Below are 25,849 nucleotides of genomic sequence, written 5' to 3'. Positions count from 1 at the left end.
GGGTTTGGCCATAGCAAAAGAGCGAAAATAGAAGAGCGAAAACTAAAAAATCTCGCCAGGCTTCAGTGCATGCATTTTGGGCTGTCCTGACCCGAGCTTTGGCCGTTGTAGGGTTTCGCCTGAGCAGGGCCGTTTCCATGCATCTATGGATAGAAAGCTACCAGGATCACTCCCTGTCGGAGAAGACTGAAGACTATACTTTTTGCTCCGTTACCAGAGTCAGGCTTTCCCAAGTACCCTGGGCGTTGTAGGTGCGAATCAGTCGCTGCCGCAGGGTGGGGTTAATTAGCCAACCGGCCTCTAAAAACAGCGGTTGCCCTGACTGAATCTCGGTGGGAAAGGTAGTCGAAGCTCCCCCCGGCAACAGTAGGACGGTAACGGGCTGGCTGCCCTGCTCAAACCTCAGAGTCGAGCCCACTAGCTGACCCTGAGATTTGATGCTGGGGCTATTGCCAAAGGTGAGGGTTTGAGTAATGGCGCGTTGGTTGTAAACCGGTCGAAGACCATCGCCCTCCCGCTGAATATCTAGCCGAGTCGTCAGCGATCGCTGGGGCTGCCAGTCAGGAAACACCGTGGTGGCCTCCCCTACCCAAGTGCCGATCAGCTGCTCCACCGTGAGCGCGGGGCGCGGAGTTGGCTCTGTCCCGGCCAAGTGCTCACGGATCAGCGTTAGGCTGCCGAGGGTGGGCTGCCGAGGAAAAATCTGGGCCACGCGCAGGCGATCGCTGCCATGGATCAGCCCCAGTTCGGCCCCAAACTCACTCACTGGGCTGCGCTGAATCGACCCTTGAGAAAAGGCCCCGGTCTCGCAAAATAGCACTCCTCGCCCGAGGGAACTGTATTCCAGCACCGTTTCGCTGGGGGGCTGGCCGGGAGGGCGCTTGCGAATCTCCTGGCGCATCGTGTTGCCCTCGTTAAGCGGAATCAGCGCCACCTCCGAGGGGGTATCTTGCAAAATTTCCCCGGTCGGAGACATCTGGGTAAACGATCCGACCCAGGTGCCCTGGTTTTTGAGTAAACGCGCCCACTGAGTCGAGGTTGCCGAGGTCATAGTGCGGGAAGAGACGGCGTGAAGGGTTTAGTTCAGAGGTTCAGTAGATCGCAAAGTCCCTGCTAGCCCTCACCCCCAGCCCCTCTCCTCCCTGGGGGAGGGGAGCCGGAAAAACCTTGCAAAGTCATCGCCTAAGCTAGAAGAGGACTTTAGGGTGTAGCTTGCTTCCCGCAGGGCGGGCTAGATCTCATTAAAGTTAGTAATTTGGCAGGTTACAAGGTTCGAACTCGCCGACTTGCTAACCTTTTACCTGCTCATTGGAACTGATCGCCCATATCAAAAGCTGGTTGGGCAAATTTAGCTCTGCATCAAGCTAACCAGGTGCGGCAGCTCCGGCAAAATTAGCGCCTCTGCAGCCAGGGTCACCGCTTTGCTCGACCCCGGCAGCGAGAAAATGAGCGTGGATTGATAGACCCCGGCTACAGCGCGGGAGGCGATGGCGCGGGAGCCAATTTCTTGAAAGCTGAGCTGGCGAAAGATTTCCCCAAACCCCGGTAGGGTTTTCTCTAGCAGGGCGGCGATCGCATCGTAGGTGGTGTCGCGGGGGGCAATCCCCGTTCCTCCGGTGAGAATGATGCAGTCAACCTGTGACGCCAAGGTCTGGCACAGCGGGCGAATCTGCTGCGGCTCGTCGGGGACGATGCGGTAGTCGCTTACCTGGTGACCGGCCTCGGTCAGCAGGGTTTGCAGGAGTTGCCCGCTGCGATCGCTCTCGACGGTGCGGGTGTCGCTCACGGTAACGACCGCGCAGCGCACCGGTCTGCCTAACGCCGGGGGATGGGCCATGGCCGGGGTAGCACCTAGCTCTTGGTAAAGCCCAGCCCGTTTTGCTCAGCGTAGCGGTTCATAAACCGCATAAAGCGATCCCACTCGGCTTCGCTTTTCATGATGTAGGTGGCTTCAATGCCGGCGGGTTCGCCGTTGACAAACCGGCCATTGACCTCGCGGCTGACCAGCTCGCCCTCTTCGTCGACTAGGTACATCCCGGTGATCTCCACCCCTTCCTGCTGAGAAAGTGCCTGGGGATGGTCAAAGTAGAAAGTGGCCGTACCGTCGGAGCCATCCTTGGCGCGGGTGAGCCGCACGTCGGGAATTACTGGTTCTGCAACGCCACGGGCAAATTGAATCTCGGCCATGCCAAACGTCCTAATCTAAGATTGCCATTTATAAAAATTCATTCTCGCACGATACCGGAACCGGATCTGACGCGGGTCGCAACTCTACCGTCGCCCTGGGATTAGGCCGCTCCACCCAGTGTCTTTAAGGCGTGCTGCTGGGGGGCTCAGCCATGGGATCGGCGGTCAGCACTGTGAATGATTCGGCCAAGGCTACGGCTTCCTCGGGGCTGACATCTTCGCAGGCCTGGAGCGACTCAAATAGATCGCCAATGTAGGCTGCCCCCACCAACCGGTAAGCGCCAGAAGACCCCAGCATCCAGTCGGTGAACAGGTTGGAGTCAGGAAACTCGGCCCGCAGATTGGCATCAGTAAAGGGGCCGTAGTTGAGGCCATAGCCCTGGTCACCAAACAGCGGCGGCTGAATGGGAATGCGGCTTTCGGTGGCGGGGGAGTCGCCAATGCCCTCGGCGGCAAACTCGACGGCAAAGCACTGGCTGCCTTGGCCAGCGGCTGCTCCTGCGGAGGCATTGCTTTGGTAGACCACCAGATAACCGGGGCCGGAATCGCTGGAGTCAACCCGCATTTCCACGATCGCAAAGGACAGCGGCACCTGCCCCGGCACCACCACCTCAACCCCTAGACTGGTGAGTTGACTGGTTTGGGTCGGCGACATTTGAGCTAAAAAAGCGCCTTCGGGGGGCGGCGGGGGCCCTTCGGCGACGGGAGTAGTGAGGAGGGCCGAGGTCGCGGTCGGGGGTTGGCGATCGCAGGCACTCACCAGCCCCACGACCAGCAGCAGCGCTGTCGCAACCTTTGTCTGGGTTGTCATGGTGGCTCTATCACCCGCTAAACAAGGTCGCCGCTATCTTATCGCGTTGCCCGATCGCCGCAACTGCCTAAAAACTGCCATCCCAGTTAAACCTATGGCATGATGATCCCCTATTGACCTGGAGCCCTGTTCGTTGGCTAAGCTATCGCCCCTGCCTTTTTCGGTAAAAGTGTTCTACGGCATGGGCGAATTAGCGGCAGCGGTGCCCGCTAGCCTGTCGGCGTTCTTTGTGCTGTACTTCTTTACCACCGTGGCCGGGCTCAGCCCGGCTCTGGCAGGCTCAGTGCTGCTGTTTGGCCGCGTGTGGGATGCCATCAATGACCCAATTATTGGCTGGATGAGTGATTGCACCCGGTCGCCCCTAGGCCGCCGTTTTCCTTGGATGCTCGGCGGCGTGATTCCCCTAGCGATCTGCTCGGTGCTGCTGTGGGTAGTGCCGCCCTTCCCGACTCAAATGGGGGTGTTTACGTACTACATTGTGCTGTCCATCTTTGCCTTTGCGGCCTTCACGGCGGTGCAGCTGCCCTACACAGCCCTAGCGGCGGAGCTGACCGACGACTACGACGAACGCACCGACCTGATTGGCATGAAGTCGGCGTTTAGCATTGGGGCCAGCATTTTAGCCTTGGTGACGGCCCAGATCGTGTTTGCGCGGGTGGCCGACCCGGCCCGTCAGTACGCGCTGTTGGGGATGCTGTCGGCCAGCTTGGCCCTAGGCGTGATCGGCATCTGCGTGGCGGGCACCTACCGGCGCTACTGGCAGGTGCAGCGGGGCCGCCCCTCGCTGGCGGGCGATGTGGCTCCCCCAGCGCTGCTCAACCAGCTGCGCACCGTATTTCGCAACAGTGCGTTTCGCCAAGTTTTGGGTCTCTACCTCTGCGGCTGGATGAGCGTGCAGGTGACTGCCGCCATGCTGCCCTACTTTGTCGGCGCCTGGATGGGGTTGCCAGCGACTCACTTCGCCCAGATGGCCCTAGCGGTGCAGGGCACCGCGATCGCCATGCTCTGGGGTTGGGACTGGGTGGCCAAGCGCACGGGCAAGCGGACAGTATTTTTGACGGGGGCGCCCCTGGCGGCGATCGCCCTCGGTGGTCTGGCCACGGTACAGCCTGGCCAGGTGGTGTGGATGTATACCCTGGGGGTGATTGCGGGCATAGGGGTGGCTACCCTCTACATGGTGCCCTTTGCGATGCTGCCCGACGTGATTGACCTAGATGAACTCAACACCGGCCTGCGTCGGGAAGGGCTGTACTTCAGCGCCCTGGTATTTTTGCAAAAGCTGGGGTTGGCCCTAGCGTTGTTCATCTCTGGTCAGTTGTTGAGCTTGACCGGTTACGCGGCCAACACCGACACCCAGCCAGCCGCTGCCCTCAACGCTATTCGCCTGCTGATTGGCCCTCTACCGGCGCTGCTACTGATGGTGGGGCTGTGGTTTTGCTACCGCTACCCCATCAATCGCGATCGCCATCAGCAAATCTTATTGGCCCTACAGGAGCAGCGCCAGCAGCGATTTGATAACGAAGCCACCTCGGGTCCAGACGTCCCTACTACAGGGGCTTAAGCGCATTAATCAGCCGTGGGTCTAACTATTTTGTCGCCTGGCATCATCTCCCCTGGGGTAGATTGTTGACCGCCGTGGCCAGGGTTCGTTTCTATCTATTGGGAGAGGGATCGCTTCAGGAGCACCGTTAAGGTGTGTTAAGTGCTTTAAGGCGCTATTAAAGGCGCTGCCTTCGCCCTAATAATTCCGCACGAACGTGCATGCAGTTTTGAGTGTAAGGATTGTTTTAAATGACTATTATGCGTTCCTCTAAGACAAAGCGGTGGATGATTGGTCTCGCTAGCGTGGGTGCTGCGGCTATGCTAGCTGCCTGTGGTGCTCCTGATACCGCAGAAGAAACAGGTGAAGTTGGGCAAGCCCCCACCACTACTGAAGAGCCCACTACTGCGACTGATCCCACGGCTGAGAGCACTGCTGCCGAAGGCGACACTGTGGTTGACGTGGCCGCTAGCGATGAAGATTTCAGCATTCTCGCAGAAGCCATTGAGGCCGCTGACCTTACCGAAACTCTCAGTGCCTCTGGCCCTGTGACCGTGTTTGCTCCAACCAACGAAGCCTTTGAAGCTCTACCTGAAGGCACTCTAGACAAACTGCTGCTGCCCGAAAACCAAGATCTGCTGCGTCAGGTTTTGACCTACCACGTGCTGGAAGATGAAGTTCCCGCTTCTGAAGTCACCACAGGTGAAGTACCCACCGCCGCTGGCACTCCCGTTTCCATTCAGGTGGACGATGCCACGGGTGAAGTCATGGTCAACGAAGCCATGGTGGTTACCCCCGACATTCAGGCCAGCAACGGCATCATTCACGGCATTGACCAGGTGATTCTGCCCCCCGGTCTGACTCTCTAGAGTCGGCTAACTGGCCAGGTGCTGATGCTAGTGTCTGACCCAACCTTGTCAACTCTCTGACTCCCTAAACAATCCCTAGAAGCAACTTCTAACCGAGTTAGCTCCTAGGGATTTTATTTATTGGGCTAGCCACCTTGGTCGGAGGACTGCTGCCCTAGCCGCGGTTCGGTGCCAGCCAGGAGGCGATCGATATTGCTGCGGTGGCGCAGAATCACGTAGAACGCTCCCAGCGCTCCTAGCACTGCGTAGGGTAAGGGCTGGCCAGTGACGACCATGAGAATGCTGGCAGCGATCGCCGCCACTATCGAACTCAGCGACACAATGCGACTGAGGGCCAGAGAGAGACCAAAGGCGATCGCTGCCCCCAGGGCCACTGGCCAAGCCAGGCCGATTAACACTCCCAACCCCGACGCCACCGATTTGCCGCCGGTAAAGTTGATCCACACCGACTTGCTGTGGCCCACCAGGGCCATCAGCCCGGCCCCAACCGCCACCCACGGCTGCCAGAGGGCATCTAGGGTGGCCAGAGCCGCCACCTGGGGCCAGACCAGCGCCACCAGCAGCACCGCCAGCAACCCCTTGAGCAGGTCGATCAACAGCACGGCGATCGCCGCGCCTTTGCCCACGGTTCGCAGCACGTTGGTTGCCCCCGTGCCCCCCGAGCCATACTGCCGAATATCGATCCCTTTAACCGCCTTGGCCACCAGGTAGCCAGTGGGAATCGAGCCCAAGAGATAAGCCGCTACTATCAGCAGCACAATTGCTAGAACCGCCAACGCCCTATGTCCTTAAATACGTGGTGTAACCCAAAACGGTGTGACTCGACGCATCCACCCTCGCGGCTGCCCCAAGAGCCGTAGATGCCGTTCACCAATTCCAGTCTAGGAGGATCGGGGCGCTACATTGGGGACGGCAAGAAAAGTCTAAGGACCAGTCAGACCGATCGCAATGGGGCCGGGCACTTAAGGCACATCTGGTGCTTGGCCAGCAGGAGCACACAGGCGCTCGATCACCTGCTCAGCCGTAATCAATCGCTTCAGCACCACCTGCCCAATTGGTTCGCTGGTGACGCCCTCGGGCTTAACCTCGATCATCAGCACTGTCTCTTCGACTTGATAAAGCCACAGGGTTTCCCCCTGTTCTTGAATTGACAGATTAAGGCGCCGTATATGGGGCTTGCGCTGCCAACCCAGCTCGTTCCACAGGCCACCAAACTCCCACACCCGGCCTGTTACCCAACCATCCGAAAGAAAAAAGTATTTCACCGCTCACTCTGCCACACCGTATATCAATGGCATTATGCACCGTGACGACCCACTGGCCGCAGGCTTCACCCATTTAAACGCCAATGATAGTTAAATCGACTAGCCCATGATACAAATTGCAGCGCTCGACCACCTGGTGCTCACCGTGGCCGATATTTCCCGCACCCGTGAGTTTTATCAAGCTGTGCTGGGCATGGCAGCGGTGACTTTTGGCAACGATCGCCAAGCCCTTTACTACGGTCAACAAAAAATCAACCTCCACCAGGCTGGCGCGGCCTTTGCCCCCCACGCCCTAGCCCCTACGCCCGGCTCGGCAGATCTGTGCTTTCTTATCACCACTTCCCTGGACGCGGCCCTAGCCCACCTCCAGACCTGCGGGGTGCCTGTTGTCGCCGGGCCAGTGCAGCGTACCGGGGCTACAGGGATGCTGCTGTCGATTTATATTCGCGACCCCGACGGCAACCTAATAGAGCTGAGCGTGCTGGCAGATGCCTAGGCTTACCCAGATAGACTGGGTGGACAGCTCGTCCGACTGGCCCAAACTTTTTGGCAATTTTCCGGACGAAAGCTACCCCATTCGTATTAGAGAAAGGTAGATGCACCCTGATTGTTAAGCCCTGGGATACCTGGAGGGATCCTGGGGCTTTTTTTTGCCTGAAATTATGGGCAAGTTATGGAGCCTCGCTGCTGTGATACCCTATCCGCAATTGGCGCGATGGTGAGGTTCACATGGCAATAACGGTAGGGCTGGTGTTTGGCGGCTGCTCGGGGGAGCACGAGGTATCGATTCGCTCGGCCCAGGCGATCGCCCGCGCCCTGGCCAGCGGTAGCAACGCCCAGAAATACACCGTGCTGCCGGTTTACATTCGCAAAGACGGCGTTTGGCTGGCTGATTCTACCGCTGAGTCGGTCTTGACCGCTGGTGTACCGCCCCAGGAGACCGCCAATGCGCCAGCCGCCACTGCCCGCGATCGCCTGCCTCAGTTTGATCAGATGGACGAGATTGACATTTGGTTCCCGGTGCTGCATGGCCCCAACGGCGAAGACGGCACGGTGCAGGGCCTCTTGACCCTAATGCAGCAGCCCTACGTCGGTGCTGGGGTGCTGGGCTCAGCGGTGGGGATGGATAAAATTGCCATGAAAACGGCCTTTGCCCAGGCCGGGCTGCCCCAGGTGAAGTACCTGGCGGTGAGCCGGGCGGAGGTGTGGTCTAATCCCTGCGTGTTTCCGAAGCTGTGCGATCGCATCGAAACCGAGCTGGGCTACCCCTGCTTTGTCAAACCGGCCAACCTGGGCTCGTCAGTGGGCATTGCCAAGGCCACCAGCCGCAAGGAGCTAGAGGCCGCCCTCGACAATGCCGCCAGCTACGATCGCCGCATCATTGTCGAAACCGGGGTGGTTGCCCGCGAGGTCGAGTGCGCCGTGTTGGGCAACGACAATCCCAGAGCCTCGGTGCTGGGCGAAATTACCTTCCAAAGTGATTTCTACGACTACGAAACCAAATACACCAGCGGCCAGTCACAGCACACCATTCCAGCCCAGGTGCCCGACGATGTAGCCCGCCGCATTCAGGAGATGGCCATTACGGCGTTTCAGGCGGTGGATGCCGCTGGCATCTCGCGGGTCGATTTTTTCTACGTAGAGGCGACTGGGGAAGTCCTGATCAACGAGATCAATACCCTACCTGGATTCACCGCTACCAGCATGTACCCGATGATGTGGGAAGCCAGCGGCGTAAATTTTGCAGAACTGGTAGATACCCTAATTCAGTTAGGGTTTGAGCGCACCGGCACCGTAGCTCCGAAAGCATAGCCAATGAGTTCACTGTGTTCTATCAGCAGGTTGGCCTGCGATCGCTCCTGTCTGAAATGTAGCGGTCTCAGTTTCCCAGCCTGCTGCTGAAACTCCGCCTGTCGCCGCGATGCTCTCCGCAGACTGACCCATAGAGTCGGCACCACAAACAGCCTAGAGTCAGTTCCACAATGGCCGAGTAGCGCCAGGAAGACTCAGGCAAAACATCCTTCAAGGCAGCATTCAGCCGTAGGGTATCTCATTAGCCTTGGCCGAGCCTCCCTAGGCCTGCTATGACGGCTACGCCCAGGCCAGTCCACAGCAGGAAGGCGTGGCGGGTAAGGGCAAGGGCAGCAAGAATGCGATCGCCTGTAATCGGCACCACCGCATCCCCCAGTAGCGGCTTTTCTTTCACCTGCCCTCGATATACGTTCCGTCCACCCAGCTGCACCCCTAGGGCGGCGGCGTAGGCGCACTCGCTCCACCCCGCATTGGGGCTGGGGTCTGCTGGGGCATCGCGGCGGCATAGTGCCCAAACTTGCCGGGGCCGACCCGAGAGCAAAGCGATGGTGAACACCGTCAGGCGGCAGGGTAGCCAGGTCAAAGCGTCCTCAAAACGAGCGCTAAACCAGCCCAGATCGGTGTAGGGTGCTTCTCTGTAGCCGATCATTGAGTCCAGCGTGCTGGCCCCTTTGTAGGCCAAAGCCACGGGCACGCTGCCCAGCGGCAGCAAGGCTCCCACCAGAGCGTAAAACAGCGGCGCCATCACCCCATCCGTGGCGTTCTCGCTCACGGTTTCTAGCACCGCCCGCAATATTTCAGGCTCGTCCAGGCTCTCAGTATCGCGGCCCACGTAGAGGGCCAGACACTCCCGCGCCAGGGGGATATCGCCGGACTCCAGCGGGGCCAGCACATCTTCCGCCGCCCGCCGCAGGCTGCGCCCGGCAAAGCAGCTGGCCAAGATCACCACTTCGCAGCCCATGCCGACGATGGGGTGAACCATGCCGCCCAGGCGTACCGTGCCCCACCCGACAACGCCACTGCCGAGAATGACGCTCAGACCAAGCATGACGCCCAGCGATCGCTCCCCCCAGGGCGGCAGCTTTAGGCGAAAAATGCTCTGCGAGCCCCAGCTGATCACCTGGCCGATCGCCTGCACTGGATGGGGCCAGCCCCAGGGGTCGCCGACAATGCGATCGAGCGCCGCCGCCAGCACCACCACCGCGGCCCGATTAGCCCAGTTAAACCATAAAACTGACATCATCCCCCTGGGCCGCCTGCCAACTGCGGGCATCAAAATACAAATCTTCCAGGGAAATACTATAGAGGGCTTCCTTCAGCTTTTGAGACAGCCGGTTCCACACGGCAAAGGTAACCCAGTCTTCGGCTTGGTCGGCCTGGGGGCTGTGGCGAGGTAACGGATCAACCTGTTCGCCTACGGCTACTAATATCTGGCCCAAAAAAATTTGGTCAGCGGGTTTGGCCAATCGATAACCCCCCTGGGGGCCGCGCACCGATTCCACAATGCCTGCTCGCCGCAGTTCAATCAAGAGTTTTTCTAAATAAGGCGGCGGCAGCCCCTGCCGGGTTGCAATAGTCTGCACTGAGACCGGATGGCGGGAGGGATGCAGCGTCAGATCGAGCAGTGCTTTAACACTGTAATGTCCGCGAGTTGTTAGTTTCATCTGAGTTAAATCACCCGTCGGTTATCACTATTCTACGGTGTTCATGGAGGACGAAAATACGGTTTTTTTGTGCTCTAGTGCTACACAATTAGGGGAACAAAAAAAGAGAATGCAAAAAACTATTTCGCTGTAGTATCATTTTTCGTGTTGTCATTAAAGTAGAGCCAGGTAGAACAGTTTTGCTGTTTCTGCCCAAATTGTTTGGAGCAAACCGTTGTGAACGAGAATAAAGTTAATGGCTAAAGCAACTCAGATAGAACCACTGGTTGGCAAAGAACTACTGCAAAAGGTCAAAGATCTTGACGAACTCAGTAAAGAAGAGAAGGCTAAAGCCTGCGGCTATTACACATTGACCAAGGCGGGTAACCCCCGGGTCAACATGATGAAATTTCTCAACGCCTTGATTGAGGCGGAGGGCATTCAGCTTGACAGCGCCCAGAATGGCAACGGGCGCGGTGGCCGGAGCGCCAGTTTTCGCATTACGGTGCAGTCTAACGGCAACCTGCTAATTGGCTCGACTTACACTAAGCAAATGGGGCTTAGACCCGGCGACGAGTTTGAAATTACCTTAGGACGCAAGCACATTCGCCTCAAGCAGTTGGGAGAAAACGGTCTTTTTATCGACGACGAGGACGAATAGAAACACAGGTGGTCAGTACTCCCCTCGGCTTTCGAGCAATTGTGATCCGTTTTTAGGTCGCTTGAGTACAATGGGCGAACCAAGTCTACGATAGGTTGGTTCGCTCTTTTTTAGTGATCTCTAGCCACCGAACAGATTTACTATTTGCACTCCTTTGCAGAGTTTAAATAGCCTGGGCGGCTATTTTTTGCTGTAGAGCTCTAGGACTTGGGTAGCTCGCTAGCATCGGGTAATTGGGGTTCAAAGATGCAGAATTGTACGGTTAGTCTATGAACTTTCCTATAGTTTTAGACATTGCCCTAGGGCTAGTCTTTATCTTTTTTGTGCTGAGCCTGCTGGCCAGCGAGGCTCAAGAAATTATTGGCACACTTTTGCAGTGGCGGGCTGAGCACCTAAAGCAATCAATTGAGGTGCTGCTAGCGGGTAATGACCGAGATCGAGAAGCGTCGGCCCAGGCCTTAGCCGATGCCCTCTACGAAAGCCCTTGGATTCGCAGTTTGAACCAGGAGGCGAAGGGATCGATCGCGCGATCGTTTCGGCGCATTTCGCACTTGATTGGCCGCGTTTACCGCACTCTCACGGGCCAGCGCAATGTGTTTGGGGTGGGCAAAACCAGCGGTCCGTCATATATTCCGCCCGAGGCGTTTGCCAACAGTTTGCTGGAGCGCATGCAGCTCGGCAATCTGTGGCAGGTGCTAGCCAACGATCGCCTCCACGGTTTTGCCCGCGATCGCGTGCTCGGCCCTGTAACCAATATTCTCAGCGACCTTAAGGCCAGCACCGGCAACGAGTTTTTGCTCAACACCGAGCTACAGCAGCTGGAGCAGGGTATTCATACGATAATCGACGACTTTCGGGCGGGCATCGTCTCGCTGCCCGAAAGCCTCGATCGCGTCGTCAACCGCCTAGATGAGTTTGGGCTGATGGCGGCGGATATATTACCTGACGGCCATCCCCTCACCGAGACCTTTTTGCGCCGCCTGGAGTATATTAAGCGCGGGCTGGCCAGCACCCCCACCGAGCGGGCGGCGATGCTCAGCAAGCTGCGCCCCAACGTGGCCCAGCTCCTCGATATTTTTGACGATAACAGCCCCGCCTATAGTGAGCTGAAACGTCTGGCCCAGGGCGGCAACCTCGATGCTCAGGCGCTGATCGATCGATTAGCCCAAGCCCCCATCACCCCGGCTTTGCGCAGCAGTCTAGCGGCGATCGCCCGCAAAGTCGAAGTCACCGCCGACGCCGCCCGTGATGACGTAAAGCTGTTTGGCCTCGAACTCGAAAAGTGGTTTGATCGCGGCATGGAGCGGGCTACTGGGGTCTACAAGCGCAATGCCAAGGCAGTCGCGCTGCTGATTGGCATTGCCACTGCGGTCTCCATTAACGCCGACTCGTTTCACATTGCCACTCGCCTGGCCGTGGACCCCATTCTGCGCAACTCGATTACCCAAACCGCTGACCAGCTCGCAGCCGAGTCGACCGGCAATTTTAACCAAGATATTGAGCAGGTGCAGACCGCTGTCAACCAGGCTCTCGACGAAATTCCCTTCCCGTTGGGCTACAACGATGTGGTGATACAGCAGCAGCTTGCCGCTGAGCAGTCGTGGCCGGTTCCCTTTGTGCCGCGCCGTTTGCTGGGCTGGCTGGTCAGTGGGTTCGCCATTTCTATGGGGTCGACTTTCTGGTTTAGCGTGCTGAAGAAGGTGGTGAATGTGCGGAATACGGGGGATAAGGGGGAGTAGGTGAGGGAGATAGGAAGATGGGGAAGGTGAGGGAGACGGGGAAGTGGGGGTGACTATGGATTCGAGTACGGCATCTTCTGGCCAAAAAGCACTATTGGCATCCTTGGGGCAGGAATATGTTTGCACTCGGGCGCTTGACCTCTATAAAACTGACGAGTTGCAGGGGTTGGTGACTCAGGCGGCGGTGGGAAGGCATTTGCGGTTGGCAGAAAAATCCTCCCAGGCCCATGCGGTGATCCTTTGCGAAGACGACTATCCCGGCTGGATTAGTGCTGCCGATGGGGATGCGCTCAAGCCCGCTGAGCAGCTCTATCAGCCTGTTTCTCTCGATCGCAGCGCCATTGAGCCTCGTCTGCCGGGGGCGATCGCCTTTACTCAGCAGGCAATGGCAGTACCGAATACTTACCTCTGGGGCGGCACCGTTGGCCCCAACTACGACTGCTCAGGGCTGATGCAGGCGGCCTTTGCCTCGGTGGGCATTCGCCTGCCCCGCGACTCGTACCAGCAGGAGGCCTTTACCCAGCCCATCGGCTGGGATGAGCTGCTGCCGGGTGACCTAATCTTTTTTGGTACTCCAGAACGCACTAAGCATGTGGCCCTTTACCTAGGTGAGGGCAACTACATTCACAGCTCTGGGGTTGATCAGGGCCGCAACGGCATTGGTATTGACTCGTTAACTGATCTGTCGCATCCCGTGAGCGCGGCTTACCACCAGCAGCTGCGCCGAGCGGGGCGGGTGATGACCAGCTACTGCTCAGGCGACACGCTATAGTCCAAGCAGCGTTTGCCTGTTTGAGGGTTGCCCTTGTCGTTTTTGAATGCTGCTGGGCTAACACGACTGAAGCCCCTGGCTCGCTGGGTGGTTCTGGGTGCGGCGATCGCCTTCCTACTCCGCACCCTGGTGCGCCACTGGGCTGACATTAGCGCCCTGCGCATTGGTGCCCAGGGCTGGAGCCTGCTGCTAGTGGCCCTCGGCATAACGCTGCTGGCCCACATCTGGGCCGGCTGGGTGTGGAGCTGGGCTCTGCAAGCCCTGCAACAGCCCGTCGTCGGCAGCTGGAGCGCCCCCGTTTACCTGCAAACCAACCTGCTGAAATATTTGCCCGGCAACGTCTGGCACTTTTTTGGCCGAGTGCGTGCTCTGCGTAATATAGGGATTGACAACGGCTCCGCCCTCGTCGGCGTCGCCCTAGAACCCCTCCTCATGGCCGCCGCCGCCCTGGTCGTCGGTATCGCCATCCCCACCCCCTACTGGCCCTTTCAGCTCCTGGGCTTAGTCGTAGTGCTCGCCGCCATGGCTCCCCGCTGGCTCAACCCCCTAGTCGATCGCCTCAGCCGCTCCAAAACCGCCAATCAACCCACCGAAGATTCTCCCCCATCTCCCCCATCTTCCTCACCCCCCTTACCTTCACCCGCTCCCGGCCTCCGCCACTACCCCCTCAAACCCCTCCTCGGCCAGCTCGGCTACATCGGCCTGCGCGGCCTGGGCTTTTGCTTGGTGCTCAGCGCTGTAACCCCCTTGGCGACGGGCGATTGGTCCAGCACCATCAGCGCCTTTAGCCTGGCCTGGCTGGGGGGGCTAGTGGTGCCGGGCGCACCGGGCGGGCTAGGGGTGTTTGAGGCGATCGCCCTCAGTCTGCTCCAGGGGCAATTCTCTGCCGCCGTGGTGCTCAGCGCAGTAGTGCTGTATCGGGTGGTCAGTACCCTAGCCGAGGCTCTAGGAGCGGCATTGGCCACATTTGATCGGGGCCTTTCCAGTACACTCAAGTAAATTGCCTACGCCCAAAGGGCATAAATCACAGTCTTTGCTGGTTTTCCTGTTGTGCTGAAGCTGCCATGACTACCCATTCCCCCTCGGTTGCTGCACTGCCAGCCCTCATAGCCCCCATCGACATTTCGGTGGTGGTGCCGGTGTACAACGAGTACGAGAGCCTGCCCACCCTGATTAAAGCGATCGCCAAAGTGCTCGATGGCCTAGGCTACACCTACGAAATTTTGGGGGTAGACGATGGTTCCACCGACGGTTCGAGCGATCGCCTGCGCGAGCTGGCCCAGCAATATCCCCAACTGCGAGCCGTGATTTTGCGCCGTAACTACGGCCAAACTGCTGCCATGGCTGCCGGGTTTGACCATTCCCGTGGCCAAATCGTGATCACCATGGATGGCGATCTGCAAAACGACCCCGCCGACATTCCCCGCCTGCTCAATCGCCTCAACGAGGGCTACGACCTGGTCAGCGGCTGGCGCAAAAACCGCCAAGACAACACCCTCACCCGGCTGATTCCCTCCAAAATTGCTAACTGGATAATTGCCGGAGTCACAGGGGTTGAGCTGCACGACTATGGCTGCTCCCTCAAGGCCTACCGGGCTGAGGTGATTCGCGATCTCAACCTCTACGGTGAGCTGCATCGCTTTTTGCCCGCCCTAGCCTTTATCGAAGGGGCCCGCATTACCGAAATGCCCGTCACCCACCATGCCCGCCGTTTTGGCACCAGTAAATATGGCCTGGGTCGTACCCTGCGCGTGGTGATGGACATGCTCACCGTCTATTTTATGAAGAAGTTTCTCACCCGGCCCATGCATGTCTTCGGCAGCTTGGGACTGGCATCGATGGCGCTGGGCATTGCCCTGGGGGTTTATCTCACCCTGGTAAAAATTTTGGCCGATCAGGATATCGGCGATCGCCCCCTGCTGATCCTGGTCGTTGTGCTGTTGCTGGCGGGCATTCAGCTGTTTAGCTTTGGCCTGTTGGCCGAACTGCTCATGCGTACTTATCATGAATCGCAGCAGCGCCCTATCTACCGGGTGCGTGAGGTGGTGGGCCCAATACTAGCCCTTCCAGCCAGCCCCGGATCCAGTAGCCCCTGAACGTTTGCAGATTGTCGATTCTAGGCAAATGTGCTAAATTCGCAGTCAATTCAACGGTTACGCGGCCTAATTCAGCGCTCGTTAAGGGCAATCTGATGCGGAGGAACCAAATTTTGGGGCTTGTCTCAGGGCGAAACGCATCGCCAGAGAAGGGGATCTCTCACCCCTCGCCCGTCAGCTAACTCCGTCGGCCTTGGGAGAGAACATCTGGAAGCTTTTTTAACGCTCTCCGTAGTTCTCCTACGATAGTTAACTCCTCGGTGAAGCTTTCACCGCAGAGTTTTCGCTTAGCACCACAATAGGAGACAGGCTATGGAAACCTGGTCTGAGATCACCGCGTCAGTGGTGTTTTTTGGGGTCTTGGCCCTGATCGCCACCGAGCGTATGCACCTCACCGTTGCAGCCTTCTTGGGCGCAATGCTGCTGATATTTTTCCATGTGTTAACGCTCGACCAAGCCATCGGCTACATCGGCAACAGCCACGCTACCCTGGCGCTGTTCTTTGGGGTGATGGTGATGGTGCGCGCCTTTGAGCCCACCAAAATCTTTGAATACTTGGCTACCCAAATGGTGATCATGGCTCGGGGTGAAGGCAAGCGGCTGCTGCTGGGTATTGTGGCCATCACCACCCCGGTCTGCGCCATGCTACCCAACGCCACCACCGTCATGCTGCTGGCACCGCTGATTCCGCCCATGGCGGCAGAACTCAACATCAACTTTGTCCCTCTGCTGATTTTGATGGTGTTTGTGGCCAACAGCGCTGGCCTGCTGACCCTAGTAGGCGACCCAGCCACCTTTATTGTGGGCGACGCGATCAACATGAGCTTTCTGGAGTATCTCACCAAGCTCAGCCTAGGGGGCGTCGTGGCGATCGCCACTATCGTCGTCTTGTTGCCCATCCTCTTCCCCAACACCTGGAACAAAAAGCTGGCTGACCTCGACCATCTACCCCATCCGGTGGTTAACCATCCCCGCATGCTGGCCCTAGGCGGGCTGATTGTTGGGCTAGTGCTGGTGCTATTTGTGGTGGGCGAAAGCCTACCGGTGCCAATTTCTCCGGCGGCGATCGCCCTGCTGGGGGCCGCTCTCTGCCTGCTGCTTACCCACCACAGCGGCATCGACACCGTGCACAACATTCTGCGCGACGTTGACTGGAGCACGCTGATTTTCTTTATGAGCGTGTTTGTGCTGATCGGCGGCTTGCAAGAAACCGGGGTGATTAGCTCGGCCTCGGGTCTGCTGGGGGTGGTGATTGGCCAAAACATCGCTTTGGGTTCGATGCTGCTGCTGTTTATCACCGGCATTCTCTCCAGCCTGATTCCCAACATTCCCCTGGTGGTGGCGATGGTGCCCCTGCTGAAGGAATACTTAGTAAACGTGAATTTGGCGGGGCCAGACCTGCTATCGCCCGATTTCGCTGGGCAAATTCCGCCCGAAATCCTGCCCCTATTTGCGGCCATGATGTTTGGCGCTACCCTAGGCGGCAATGGCACCCTGGTCGGTGCATCGTCAAATATTGTGGCGGCGGGGATTGCTGAGCAGCACGGTAAGCCAATTTCGTTCCGACAGTTTTTGAACTACGGCCTGCCAATGATGGCTTTACAGTTAATGACCATCAGTGCATACGTGGGCATTCGATTCTTGCTGTAGGTGGCGGCTGAAATCATCCCGGCTCAGGGGCAATTCCACTCGATGGCTAGAGTCGGTTAGGGCGATCGCTTACAGGTCGCCAACTATAATGATGGCGGTTACTCCACTAGGTAACGCACCCTTATGTTTAAAGCTTAGGAATTATCAAAGGGCAGACTCTCACTGAGAGAGTTGTGTGCACTTAGATGAAAAGTCTTTTTTTATGTAGGTAATAAATAAAGATAGGGAAAACCGAGACAAACACACCAGCTAGCAATTATCAAAAGGCACTACCGAGGGGTAGATATAGTAATCAACAGATCGGTACAGAGAATAATAAGTGCTCTAAATCGCGATAGAGCCAGTGTTCTATCCTAAATTTTGCTAGCGGTAGTCGCGAGTGTCTTCAGTACAGCGGTCATTACTGTACATTCTTAAAGCGATCCCCACAGATTTTTTAACAATCAAGTAATTTTATTTCGGATTTTCAGCCTGAATATAGATTTGCAAAGTTCCGGGGATCATCTCCTCCCTTAGAACGACATCACTTTGTGAAATTATTCTTAGGTTGGATTGAGAGCTTGTGAAGCTTAGAGTTTGATCTCTCGCTTTCTCGATCTGGTTTTCTAGGTTTAAACCTTCTCAGCCTAGAGAAAAACCATCGGAAAGTTGAGGGGCGCAGATTTCTGGGTCACAAGCCAAGATTCTTCTGCCGTCAAAAAGCCATCGCGAATCTTGTACAAGATCCAACTTTGAGGTCCGTTATGAAAAGACTATCCATAGGAACGATTTCAGCCCTTTTTCTAGCAGGGGCAGTTGCGCCTGCTGTTTTGGCCGATAACCACGGGACTTTGCAGTCCCAAACCCCCAGCCAGAGCCAAACTCCTGGGCAAACACAAACCCCTCGCCAAGGGCAAACCCCCAGCCAGAGCCAAACTCCTGGGCAGACACAAACTCCTCGTCAAGGGCAAACTCCTGGGCAGATGCAAACTCCCGGGCAGATGCAAACCCCTCGTCAAGGGCAAACTCCTGGGCAGATGCAAACTCCAGGCCAGGCTCCTACCCAAGCTCCTGAGCGGGTACCTGGGCAAAGCCCGGGCTCGTATCCTAACGAAACTCCAGGTAACGAAATCCCCAGGCAGCCTGATAACTCTGGGCAGATGCAAACTCCTCGCCAAGGGCAAACTCCTGGGCAGACACAAACCCCTCGCCAGGGCCAAACTCCTGGACAGGCTCCCAACCAAGCGCCTGAGCGAGTACCTGGGCAAAATCCAGAGGCCTATCCCAACGAAACTCCGGGCAACCAAGTCCCTAGACAGTCTCCGAACTCTGGGCAGCGGACTCCTGGACAAACCTCTTCGCCCAGTGCTGAGTTTGACAGCATGGGCATGGGTGCCGCTCTCCCCAGTGACGCAGTTAGTCCGTTCCAGCTGGCCTACATGGCCGTTAGGGGTGAGCTAGATGAAGGCAGCAACGAAGGCTACTCGGTTTACAAGGCACGCCGCGGTACTGCCGAGGGTCGCAACATTGTTGAAGCTGCTATCAACCAGGGCTACATCAGCAGCAGCCTTATGGAAGACCAGGGCTATATCAATAGCGTCAACCAGGTTCTGAGAATGCAGTCTGAAAACTGGAGGGACTAACGCGTTCCAACGAGCAGGGCTTTAGAGCCATTTGCTACCCGTAGACCTTCCCTGTCTGGTTCGATCGCGATCGAGCCGGCAGGGAAGGCCTGTTTCTAGGGGCGATAGGAGTTAACTGGGCAGCAACTCTATCTGGAGGCAACAGCTGTGTCACCGATCGCTCAAAATGTTTAGGGCTAAGTCGTAGCGATTCCGACTTTGTGCCGGTAGAATAGTTAGAACCGATACATTTGCCTGATCTGCTCCAGAGTCGAGTCGCCTGCTGGTGACTGTCTTTTGGAAAAGGATCTACTGTCGATCTAGCACCTGCCGTCTATTCCGTGGGAGTCACCATGAGCAACCCGCCTAGCCCCAATCGCATTCTTATCTTCGACACCACCCTGCGAGACGGCGAGCAGTCTCCTGGGGCCACCCTCAATGTTGAAGAGAAGCTAGTGATTGCGAAGCAGCTGGCGCGGCTGGGAGTTGACATTATCGAGGCGGGGTTCCCCTTTGCCAGCCCTGGCGACTTTGAGGCGGTGCAGAAAATTGCCCGAGAAGTCGGCACCGAAAATGGCCCTACCATCTGTGGTCTGGCCCGCGCTACCAAGGGCGACATCGAGCGAGCTGGAGAGGCAATTAAGCCCGCTGTGAAGGGACGCATTCACACGTTTCTTGCCACCTCCGACATTCATATGCAGTACAAGCTGCGCAAGAGTCGCGAAGAGGTGCTGGCGATCGCCCCTGAGATGGTTGCCTACGCCAAGACCTTCACCGACGATATCGAGTTTTCGCCCGAAGATGCGGGCCGCTCTGACCCAGAATTTCTCTATCAGGTGCTGGAGGCGGCGATCGCGGCTGGAGCCACCACCGTCAACATCCCCGACACCGTGGGCTATCTGACGCCGAGCGAGTTTGGCGACCTGATTCGCGGCATCAAGGCCAATGTGCCGAATATTGACCAGGCCGTGATTTCCGTCCACGGCCACAACGACCTGGGCCTGGCAGTGGCCAACTTTTTGGAAGCCGTCAAGGCTGGGGCGCGCCAGCTCGAATGCACCATCAACGGCATTGGCGAGCGAGCGGGCAACGCCGCCCTCGAAGAACTGGTGATGGCCATGCACGTGCGCCGCGCCTTCTACAATCCCTTCCTGGGGCGTCCCGCCGAGTCGGAGGAACCTCTGACCAACATCGACACCCGCCAAATCTACAAAACCTCGCGCCTGGTGTCGAACTTGACTGGCATGTTTGTGCAGCCTAATAAGGCGATCGTGGGGGCCAACGCCTTTGCCCACGAATCCGGCATCCACCAAGACGGTGTGCTCAAAAACAAGCTCACCTACGAAATTATGGACGCCCAGTCCATTGGTCTAACCGATAACCAGATCGTGCTGGGCAAGCACTCAGGCCGCAACGCCTTTCGCACCCGTCTGCAAGAGCTGGGCTACGAATTGGACGACCAAGCTCTCAATCGCGCCTTTTTGCGGTTCAAAGAGCTGGCCGACAAGAAAAAAGAAATCACCGACTGGGATATCGAGTCGATCGTCAATGACGAAACTCAACAGGCTCCGGAGCACTTTCACCTCGATCTGGTGCAGGTTTCCTGTGGCGATAGCGCCAAGCCCACCGCTACCGTCACCATTCGCACCCCCGATGGGCAAGAGCTGATGGATGCGGCGATCGGCACCGGTCCGGTGGATGCGGTTTACAAAGCCATTAACCGGGTGGTGGATATTCCCAACCAGCTGATCGAGTTCTCGGTGCAGTCGGTCACTGAGGGCATTGATGCCTTGGGCGAAGTCACCATTCGGATTCGCTACGAAGACCGGGTATTCTCAGGCCACGCGGCAAATACCGACATTGTGGTGGCCTCGGCTCACGCCTATCTGCACGCTCTCAACCGGCTGCACACGGCGTTGCAGACCGGGCAAGCCATTCACCCCCAGCGAGAAACGGTGACGGCTGCGTTGTAACACTCACAGAGCAAATAGGGAGCTGATTCGCTGTGGGGAGAAGCATCCTAATGGCGTTTCAGCTTCTCACACCCAATTTTGAGGGGCCGGGCGAAGGTTATAACGTCTATGGCTAGGCTGCTCAAATACCCCTAGGTTATGCCTTGTGAGCATTAGGGCAGTGTGTCTAGATTTGATAACGACTTGGGTCAGTGGTTGCCAGAGTCTTTGCGTCTTACCCAGGTGATTTCGGCCAATCCTCTGCACCCAAATTGTTAGACGGCTGTAAGCTCGCCTCTCATCAACGAAACTCTTCCAAATCATGAGGTTTTTCTTTCTAAAAACCGCACTGGAGCTGATCCAAGGGAGTATGCCTATTTCTGTATAAAAAACAACTAACAAACGGTAATGACGAGTCCCAAATAATAAATGTAAGATCCAGCTTGAGAACCAATTTGGGATAGATGATAGTTATGCGAGTACCCATTGGCAAACTCATCGTCAGCCTTGGCGTTGTCCTGGCAGTTGGAGCGCCACCAGCCCAGGCGCAAGTTTCAGAACGTCAAGTTGCAGCATTGGTCGAGGCGCTTCGTCAAGCAGCCCCCCAAACGGGACGTGCCGATGACGGGCTCTATAGTGACTGGCAGATTATGCCAGGCAATATCCCCCGGTGGTCAAGGTCATGCATTGGTCGAGAGCTTTCACCGACTGAGTTTGAGGCTAGCCCAGACGTTGCCCGTTCGGTTGTGACCTGTGTGATGCGGGATGTACTGAAAGAGGAGTACGGCGCTAGCGGTAACGATGAAATGCTAGCGGTACGGCGATCCGCTGCCTGGTGGATGCGGGGCGACCCGTCTCAGTACAACAGTTCTGAAATTGCAGAGTACGTTCAGAAGGTCGTGACTGCCTATGAGGGGCAGCAAGGGACAGCGGCAGCGGCGACTGCGCCCGCGTCTCAATCTTCGCCACCTTCGGCACAACGACCGCCCCAGTCATCCGAGTTTGATCGCTATATGGCGGCAGGATATGCGGCCACAGAGCAACGCGATTATGAGACCGCGCTGCTCTATTTCCAGCGGGCATTAGACGAACGCCCGAATGATTCCTTTGCTCAGCAAGCCATCCAAAATGTTGAGCGCTATCGCACGCGCCCTTCTGAAGATGCCTCTGGTAGTCAATCTCAGCCCACTCCCCAGTAACCTATGAAAATCTTGCTTGTTGGTTTGGCCGCGATTATTTCTGCCGTCGGTGCGGCTGGTGCGCTGGCTCAATCTACTCCAGTAGACTGGGTTGAGGTGACGCGCAATGCTGTGGGCGATCGCTTCTTGGTAGAGCGTAACTCCATTCAATTTAGGGATGGAGCGGTTTGGTACTGGGAACATCGCGACTTCCCTGAACCGAACAACGCTTTTGTCGGGGTTGAACTGGAGCAACCAGTCCATAGTGCCATGCTGTATCGCTCTGCCGATTGTGCAGGCGGTGTTTCTCGGCTCAGGCAAATCATTGCTCGTGACAAGGATGGGCAAGAGATTCAGCGCATTAACTATGGGGATGCTGGTCAGTTGACACAACCTCAGGCAGGCAGTAGCGCAGCAGCCGTCTTGCGCTTTGTCTGTGACCAACCCCAGGCAGCACCACCTGCATCCTCATGATGGCGCTACAGTACAGCCCAAAACGAAAGAACTTCGACTTAATAAATCTTCAAGTTCTACATACACTTTGAGGTTGTGCGATCGCAGATTCCAACAAACCTACATCTCGGGTACCTAAGGTGCCCACAGTGATCACTCTCTTAGCGTTTCTGCGTCAGGTTTAATATCACGCCTGACCGATAAACTCTTTGCATAATCTCAACTCAGACCTATTCAGCTAACGTTCCGCTTAACCCGCCGCAGATAGCTTGAACGCTTTATAGATCAACCCTCAACGGTCGGGTTCAAACGGGTTGTTAGCTACAACCGCAATTTGCAGCAATAGTAATAGTTGCCTTTGTGCGTCCTAGTTGACTAAACTGATTTCGCCTGTATTTAGGTCATAGTAGGCACCCACAATTTTAAGTTTACCTTCTTGTAGGGCTGAAGCAATTACAGAAGAGTTTTGTAGTCGCTGTACTTGTAAGCTCACATTTGACTTGATTGCATTTGTAAGGCGATCGCCCGATTTTCCCTCTGAGGCTTGAACTGCTGGTCGAATTGCAAATACCAGTGATTCAATGACACCTGGTAATTCTCCCCCTTCCAGAGCCGCTGCCACGGCACCACATCGTTCGTGTCCCAAAACCATCAGTAGGGGGGTTCCCAAGACACCAACCGCATACTCTTCACTAGCAATATCTTCAGTAATAGCAATATTACCAGCAACACGAACGACAAAGAGATCGCCAATTCCCTGGTCAAAGACAATCTCTGGCACTACTCGTGAGTCTGCACAACTCAAAATAGCAGCAAAGGGTGCTTGTCCTGACGCAACTTCAGCTAGACGGGCAGCATCTTGATTAGGATTGAGCCGCCTTCTTTCAACAAATCGCTGGTTTCCTTCCATAAGTTGCGCTAGCGCCTGATCAGGAGTCAAAGGACCCTGGGAATCGGCACTTCTAAGATCGGCATCAGCGGATTGGGTTTGCTTAGTACGGGATGACCGATGTTCAACAGCTTGGGCTAATGCGCCCGTTCCTAACCAAGCTGTTAGCGAACCTGTGCCAACCAGCCCTGCACCAAATTGAAGAAGGTTTCTTCTCGAAAACCCTTGTTGATCCGAGGATTGTTTCATAGTTGTGTCTTGAACAACGAAAGCATTTTTAGAAAAGCTACAGATGGGTTAAAGCCCATTCCTAGATTGAATCTTCTATGTACAGGTGACACAAAAACTGCTGTTGAAGCAAATCTTTAAACTTAAGCGCTTGCTCTGATGAGACAGGTGGGCCAACTATGTATTAAACGCTAGGTGTTGTATAGATAAGCCCCTAGCTTGGGAGCTTTATCTATTACTTTTGATGTCTAACTCCCTAGTGGAGGAGTATTGTTTGTAAATTATGATGGATATTTATTCTGAATAGGTGCTTATTCGGTAACTTTTGATCTTGCAACCTATAAAAGTTTGCATCGGTAAGTAAAGTGCTGTTACACGGTGAGCGGAGAGCGATCGCATCAACAACCCCTTCAGTAGTCGGTATCCGTAGGTTGAGCTCTGAAGCCACCCTACCTTTCACCTATTCCGGCGACACAGCCACCAAGCAACATTAACCCTCTTTCTGCACTAGCGTCCAAATCGTTTTCAGCAGTGTTTCTGGCTCAATTGGTTTAGTAATGTGCTGCTGAAACCCGGCTGCTAATACTTTCTGCTGGTTGCTTTCTCCAGCATAGGCAGTAATGGCGATCGCCAAAATGTCTTTGCTCTGCTCGGGCGATCGCTCCCTAACATGGCGAATCAAGCCGTAACCATCCATGTCGGGCATGCCGATATCACTGATGAGTAAATCAAACTCTGCTTGCTGCAACTGATTTAAAGCTTCATGGGCCGACTCTACTTGAGTAACCTTGGCGCCCTGCTGCTCCAACAAAAAAGTAACCAGCTCCCGTGAATCCCTTTCGTCATCAGCAAAAAGCACCCGCAACCCATTGAAACGCAACTCTGAGCGCTCGTGAGCCGAAGGATGATCTGGATGCGATTTTGAGACGGCAATAACGGGAAGCCTCACGGTAAACGTTGAGCCCTGCCCTTCTCCTAAACTCGCAGCCTGAACGGTGCCGCCATGCAGTTCAACTAGGTGGCTGACGATCGCTAACCCCAACCCCAACCCCCCAAAATTTCGAGTCGTGGTGCTGTCAGCCTGCCGAAAGTAGTCAAAGACAAAGGGCAAAAAGCTAGCGGTAATGCCTTTGCCGGTGTCACTGACCGTAATTTGAGCATAGCTAACAGAGCGGTGTGGAGATACGTGCTCCTCGACTTCCTCAATTTGCTCTAGCCGCACCTGCACCCTGCCACCCTGGGGCGTAAATTTAACGGCATTGGAGATTAGATTCCAAATCACCTGCTGGAGGCGACCAGAATCTCCTAAAACTTGCCCAACATTGGGTTCAAAGATGGTTTCAATTTGAATGGATTTTGCTTCAGCCGCGAGCTGCACAGTTTCAAGCGCAGATTTAATTGTGAACGGTAGACTGACTGGAACTGTGTTTAAACTTAGCTTGCCCTGGAGGATACGAGAAACATCGAGCAAGTCTTCAATTAGCTGCGCTTGTAATCTAGCATTTCGCTCAATCGTTGCCAGCGCATACTGCGTTTTTGCGGCGTCTTGCTGTTTGGTCTGCAGTATTTTTGCCCAGCCAAGAATGGGGTTTAAGGGCGATCGCAGCTCATGGGATAACACGGCTAAAAATTCGTCTTTGATGCGATTTGCTTGCCGCAGTTGATCCGCTTGCTCACGGGTGGTTTCATACAGTGAATCTAGGCGCAGATTGCGCTCTTGCAGAGTAATTTCTGCCTGCTTGCGTTCATCCTCGATCTGCTTGCGGTTGGTGATATCGACCAAAATTAGAACGGCGCCAGTAAAGGTGCCAAATTCATTGAGCACCGGGTCCATTGTTTTGGCAAACCAGCGTTCTTGACTGCGCACTTCTAATAGTTGACGCTGATGTGTTTCTTTGGCGAGGTGGAAGCAAGTGCCGTCTCCCACCCCTAAGGTGGCATTCATTAACTCATGGTGGACATGTCCCAAAATATCTTCAGCCGGCTTGCCAAAAAGCCGCATCATGGCCTGGTTGCAGCGCAGGATTTCACCCTGCTGATTGAGTAGGCAGACACTATCATTAATGGCGTCAAAGGTGGTTTGCCACTCCCGGGCTGAGATCAGCGCTAGCTCCTCTGCCTGGCGAACTCGGAGGAGCGATCGCACCGTTGCTAGGAGTTCAATCGGTTCAACCGGCTGGGCCAGGTAACTGTCAGCGCCGCTGTCTAAGCCTTCTGCCTTATCCTGACTTTTGACAAAGCTGGCGGAGAGATGCAGTACCGGCACGAAGCGCGTCTGCGGGTCGGCTTTGATCTGCCGACAGACTTCGAAGCCGTTTAGATCCGGCAATCTGACGTCTAGAATGACCAGCACCGGTTGATGTAGAGCGAGCGCCTCTAACCCTGCGAGTCCCGTGGCCGCTTCTACAACGGCAAACCCTGCATTCTGCAAAATCCGCCTTACGATGTAACGGTTAGCTTCGTTATCATCGATGTGCAGGATGGTTTCGCGGGGCTCAAACAT

At 56.1% G+C, this 25,849-nt stretch carries 24 protein-coding genes and 1 riboswitch; of the genes, 14 read left to right on the top strand and 10 right to left on the bottom strand.

Annotated features, from left to right (window positions below; all coding sequences use genetic code 11):
- Positions 1-193: 193 nt before the first annotated feature.
- The 4 genes from H6F75_RS02395 to H6F75_RS02380 all read right to left on the bottom strand — a co-directional run bounded on the left by H6F75_RS02395 (position 194) and on the right by H6F75_RS02380 (position 2,998).
- Positions 194-1,051 (bottom strand): DUF3598 family protein, encoded by an 858-nt coding sequence (locus H6F75_RS02395; RefSeq protein ID WP_190748867.1) that lies wholly within the window; start codon positions 1,049-1,051, stop codon positions 194-196.
- A gap of 297 nt (positions 1,052-1,348) precedes the next feature.
- The gene (locus H6F75_RS02390; RefSeq protein WP_190748865.1) at positions 1,349-1,837 is read right to left on the bottom strand and encodes a molybdenum cofactor biosynthesis protein B; all 489 of its coding nucleotides are present in this window, start codon (positions 1,835-1,837) and stop codon (positions 1,349-1,351) included.
- Positions 1,838-1,851: 14 nt separating this feature from the next.
- Positions 1,852-2,187 (bottom strand): photosystem II reaction center protein Psb28, encoded by a 336-nt coding sequence (gene psb28, locus H6F75_RS02385; protein ID WP_190748863.1) that lies wholly within the window; start codon positions 2,185-2,187, stop codon positions 1,852-1,854.
- Between the two features lie 124 nt (positions 2,188-2,311).
- A complete protein-coding gene (locus tag H6F75_RS02380) occupies positions 2,312-2,998 on the bottom strand; it encodes a hypothetical protein (RefSeq protein WP_190748861.1) in 687 nt (228 codons plus the stop codon).
- Between the two features lie 133 nt (positions 2,999-3,131).
- On the opposite strand from H6F75_RS02380, the gene H6F75_RS02375 reads away from it, so the two are divergent.
- Both H6F75_RS02375 and H6F75_RS02370 read left to right on the top strand, forming a co-directional pair.
- Positions 3,132-4,559, top strand: a complete 1,428-nt coding sequence (locus tag H6F75_RS02375) for an MFS transporter (protein ID WP_242019604.1) — start codon at positions 3,132-3,134, stop codon at positions 4,557-4,559.
- Between the two features lie 230 nt (positions 4,560-4,789).
- On the top strand, positions 4,790-5,407 hold the full coding sequence (locus H6F75_RS02370) for a fasciclin domain-containing protein (protein WP_190748859.1): 618 nt from the start codon (positions 4,790-4,792) through the stop codon (positions 5,405-5,407).
- Between the two features lie 125 nt (positions 5,408-5,532).
- On the opposite strand, the gene plsY is transcribed toward H6F75_RS02370, so the two are convergent.
- Together plsY and H6F75_RS02360 are read right to left on the bottom strand one after the other, a co-directional pair.
- The gene (gene plsY, locus H6F75_RS02365) at positions 5,533-6,183 is read right to left on the bottom strand and encodes a glycerol-3-phosphate 1-O-acyltransferase PlsY (RefSeq protein WP_190748857.1); all 651 of its coding nucleotides are present in this window, start codon (positions 6,181-6,183) and stop codon (positions 5,533-5,535) included.
- Between the two features lie 186 nt (positions 6,184-6,369).
- Positions 6,370-6,672: a hypothetical protein gene (locus tag H6F75_RS02360; protein WP_190748855.1), complete on the bottom strand. Its 303-nt coding sequence runs from the start codon at positions 6,670-6,672 to the stop codon at positions 6,370-6,372.
- Positions 6,673-6,781: 109 nt separating this feature from the next.
- On the opposite strand from H6F75_RS02360, the gene H6F75_RS02355 reads away from it, so the two are divergent.
- Positions 6,782-7,168, top strand: a complete 387-nt coding sequence (locus H6F75_RS02355) for a VOC family protein (protein ID WP_190749061.1) — start codon at positions 6,782-6,784, stop codon at positions 7,166-7,168.
- A 233-nt stretch (positions 7,169-7,401) separates the two neighbouring features.
- Positions 7,402-8,484, top strand: a complete 1,083-nt coding sequence (locus tag H6F75_RS02350; RefSeq protein WP_190748853.1) for a D-alanine--D-alanine ligase family protein — start codon at positions 7,402-7,404, stop codon at positions 8,482-8,484.
- A 241-nt stretch (positions 8,485-8,725) separates the two neighbouring features.
- Here H6F75_RS02350 and cbiB read toward each other — a convergent pair whose 3' ends face one another.
- Complete coding sequence (cbiB, locus tag H6F75_RS02345; RefSeq protein WP_190748852.1) at positions 8,726-9,727, bottom strand: adenosylcobinamide-phosphate synthase CbiB; 1,002 nt, start codon at positions 9,725-9,727, stop codon at positions 8,726-8,728.
- A complete protein-coding gene (locus H6F75_RS02340; protein WP_190748850.1) occupies positions 9,705-10,148 on the bottom strand; it encodes an Rrf2 family transcriptional regulator in 444 nt (147 codons plus the stop codon). The genes cbiB and H6F75_RS02340 overlap by 23 nt, the downstream gene beginning before the upstream one ends.
- Positions 10,149-10,383: 235 nt before the next feature.
- On the opposite strand from H6F75_RS02340, the gene H6F75_RS02335 reads away from it, so the two are divergent.
- The 10 genes from H6F75_RS02335 to H6F75_RS02290 all read left to right on the top strand — a co-directional run bounded on the left by H6F75_RS02335 (position 10,384) and on the right by H6F75_RS02290 (position 22,250).
- Positions 10,384-10,788: an AbrB family transcriptional regulator gene (locus H6F75_RS02335; RefSeq protein ID WP_190748848.1), complete on the top strand. Its 405-nt coding sequence runs from the start codon at positions 10,384-10,386 to the stop codon at positions 10,786-10,788.
- A gap of 269 nt (positions 10,789-11,057) precedes the next feature.
- A complete protein-coding gene (locus H6F75_RS02330) occupies positions 11,058-12,527 on the top strand; it encodes a hypothetical protein (RefSeq protein WP_190748846.1) in 1,470 nt (489 codons plus the stop codon).
- Positions 12,528-12,582: 55 nt separating this feature from the next.
- Positions 12,583-13,299 (top strand): C40 family peptidase, encoded by a 717-nt coding sequence (locus tag H6F75_RS02325; protein WP_190748844.1) that lies wholly within the window; start codon positions 12,583-12,585, stop codon positions 13,297-13,299.
- Positions 13,300-13,332: 33 nt separating this feature from the next.
- A complete protein-coding gene (locus H6F75_RS02320; protein ID WP_199303714.1) occupies positions 13,333-14,298 on the top strand; it encodes a UPF0104 family protein in 966 nt (321 codons plus the stop codon).
- A gap of 65 nt (positions 14,299-14,363) precedes the next feature.
- Positions 14,364-15,395: a glycosyltransferase family 2 protein gene (locus H6F75_RS02315; RefSeq protein ID WP_190748842.1), complete on the top strand. Its 1,032-nt coding sequence runs from the start codon at positions 14,364-14,366 to the stop codon at positions 15,393-15,395.
- Positions 15,396-15,448: 53 nt separating this feature from the next.
- A riboswitch (cyclic di-AMP (ydaO/yuaA leader) is annotated at positions 15,449-15,602 on the top strand.
- A 105-nt stretch (positions 15,603-15,707) separates the two neighbouring features.
- On the top strand, positions 15,708-17,045 hold the full coding sequence (locus tag H6F75_RS02310; protein ID WP_190748840.1) for an SLC13 family permease: 1,338 nt from the start codon (positions 15,708-15,710) through the stop codon (positions 17,043-17,045).
- 743 nt (positions 17,046-17,788) lie between these two features.
- Positions 17,789-18,667, top strand: a complete 879-nt coding sequence (locus tag H6F75_RS02305; protein ID WP_190748838.1) for a hypothetical protein — start codon at positions 17,789-17,791, stop codon at positions 18,665-18,667.
- Between the two features lie 332 nt (positions 18,668-18,999).
- Positions 19,000-20,619 carry a 2-isopropylmalate synthase gene (locus tag H6F75_RS02300; protein WP_190748835.1) on the top strand — a complete coding sequence of 540 codons (1,620 nt, stop codon included), beginning with the start codon at positions 19,000-19,002 and terminating at the stop codon, positions 20,617-20,619.
- 452 nt (positions 20,620-21,071) lie between these two features.
- Positions 21,072-21,797 carry a tetratricopeptide repeat protein gene (locus H6F75_RS27670; protein ID WP_199303713.1) on the top strand — a complete coding sequence of 242 codons (726 nt, stop codon included), beginning with the start codon at positions 21,072-21,074 and terminating at the stop codon, positions 21,795-21,797.
- Positions 21,798-21,800: 3 nt separating this feature from the next.
- Positions 21,801-22,250 (top strand): hypothetical protein, encoded by a 450-nt coding sequence (locus H6F75_RS02290; protein WP_190748833.1) that lies wholly within the window; start codon positions 21,801-21,803, stop codon positions 22,248-22,250.
- A 346-nt stretch (positions 22,251-22,596) separates the two neighbouring features.
- Here the strand turns inward: H6F75_RS02290 and H6F75_RS02285 are convergent, their stop codons facing one another.
- A complete protein-coding gene (locus H6F75_RS02285; RefSeq protein ID WP_190748832.1) occupies positions 22,597-23,367 on the bottom strand; it encodes a carbonic anhydrase in 771 nt (256 codons plus the stop codon).
- A 469-nt stretch (positions 23,368-23,836) separates the two neighbouring features.
- The gene (locus H6F75_RS02280; protein ID WP_190748830.1) at positions 23,837-25,849 is read right to left on the bottom strand and encodes a response regulator; all 2,013 of its coding nucleotides are present in this window, start codon (positions 25,847-25,849) and stop codon (positions 23,837-23,839) included.

The organism is Nodosilinea sp. FACHB-131 (assembly GCF_014695395.1).
Classification (GTDB): domain Bacteria; phylum Cyanobacteriota; class Cyanobacteriia; order Phormidesmidales; family Phormidesmidaceae; genus Nodosilinea.
This window is presented reverse-complemented; position numbering and strand designations above follow the sequence as displayed.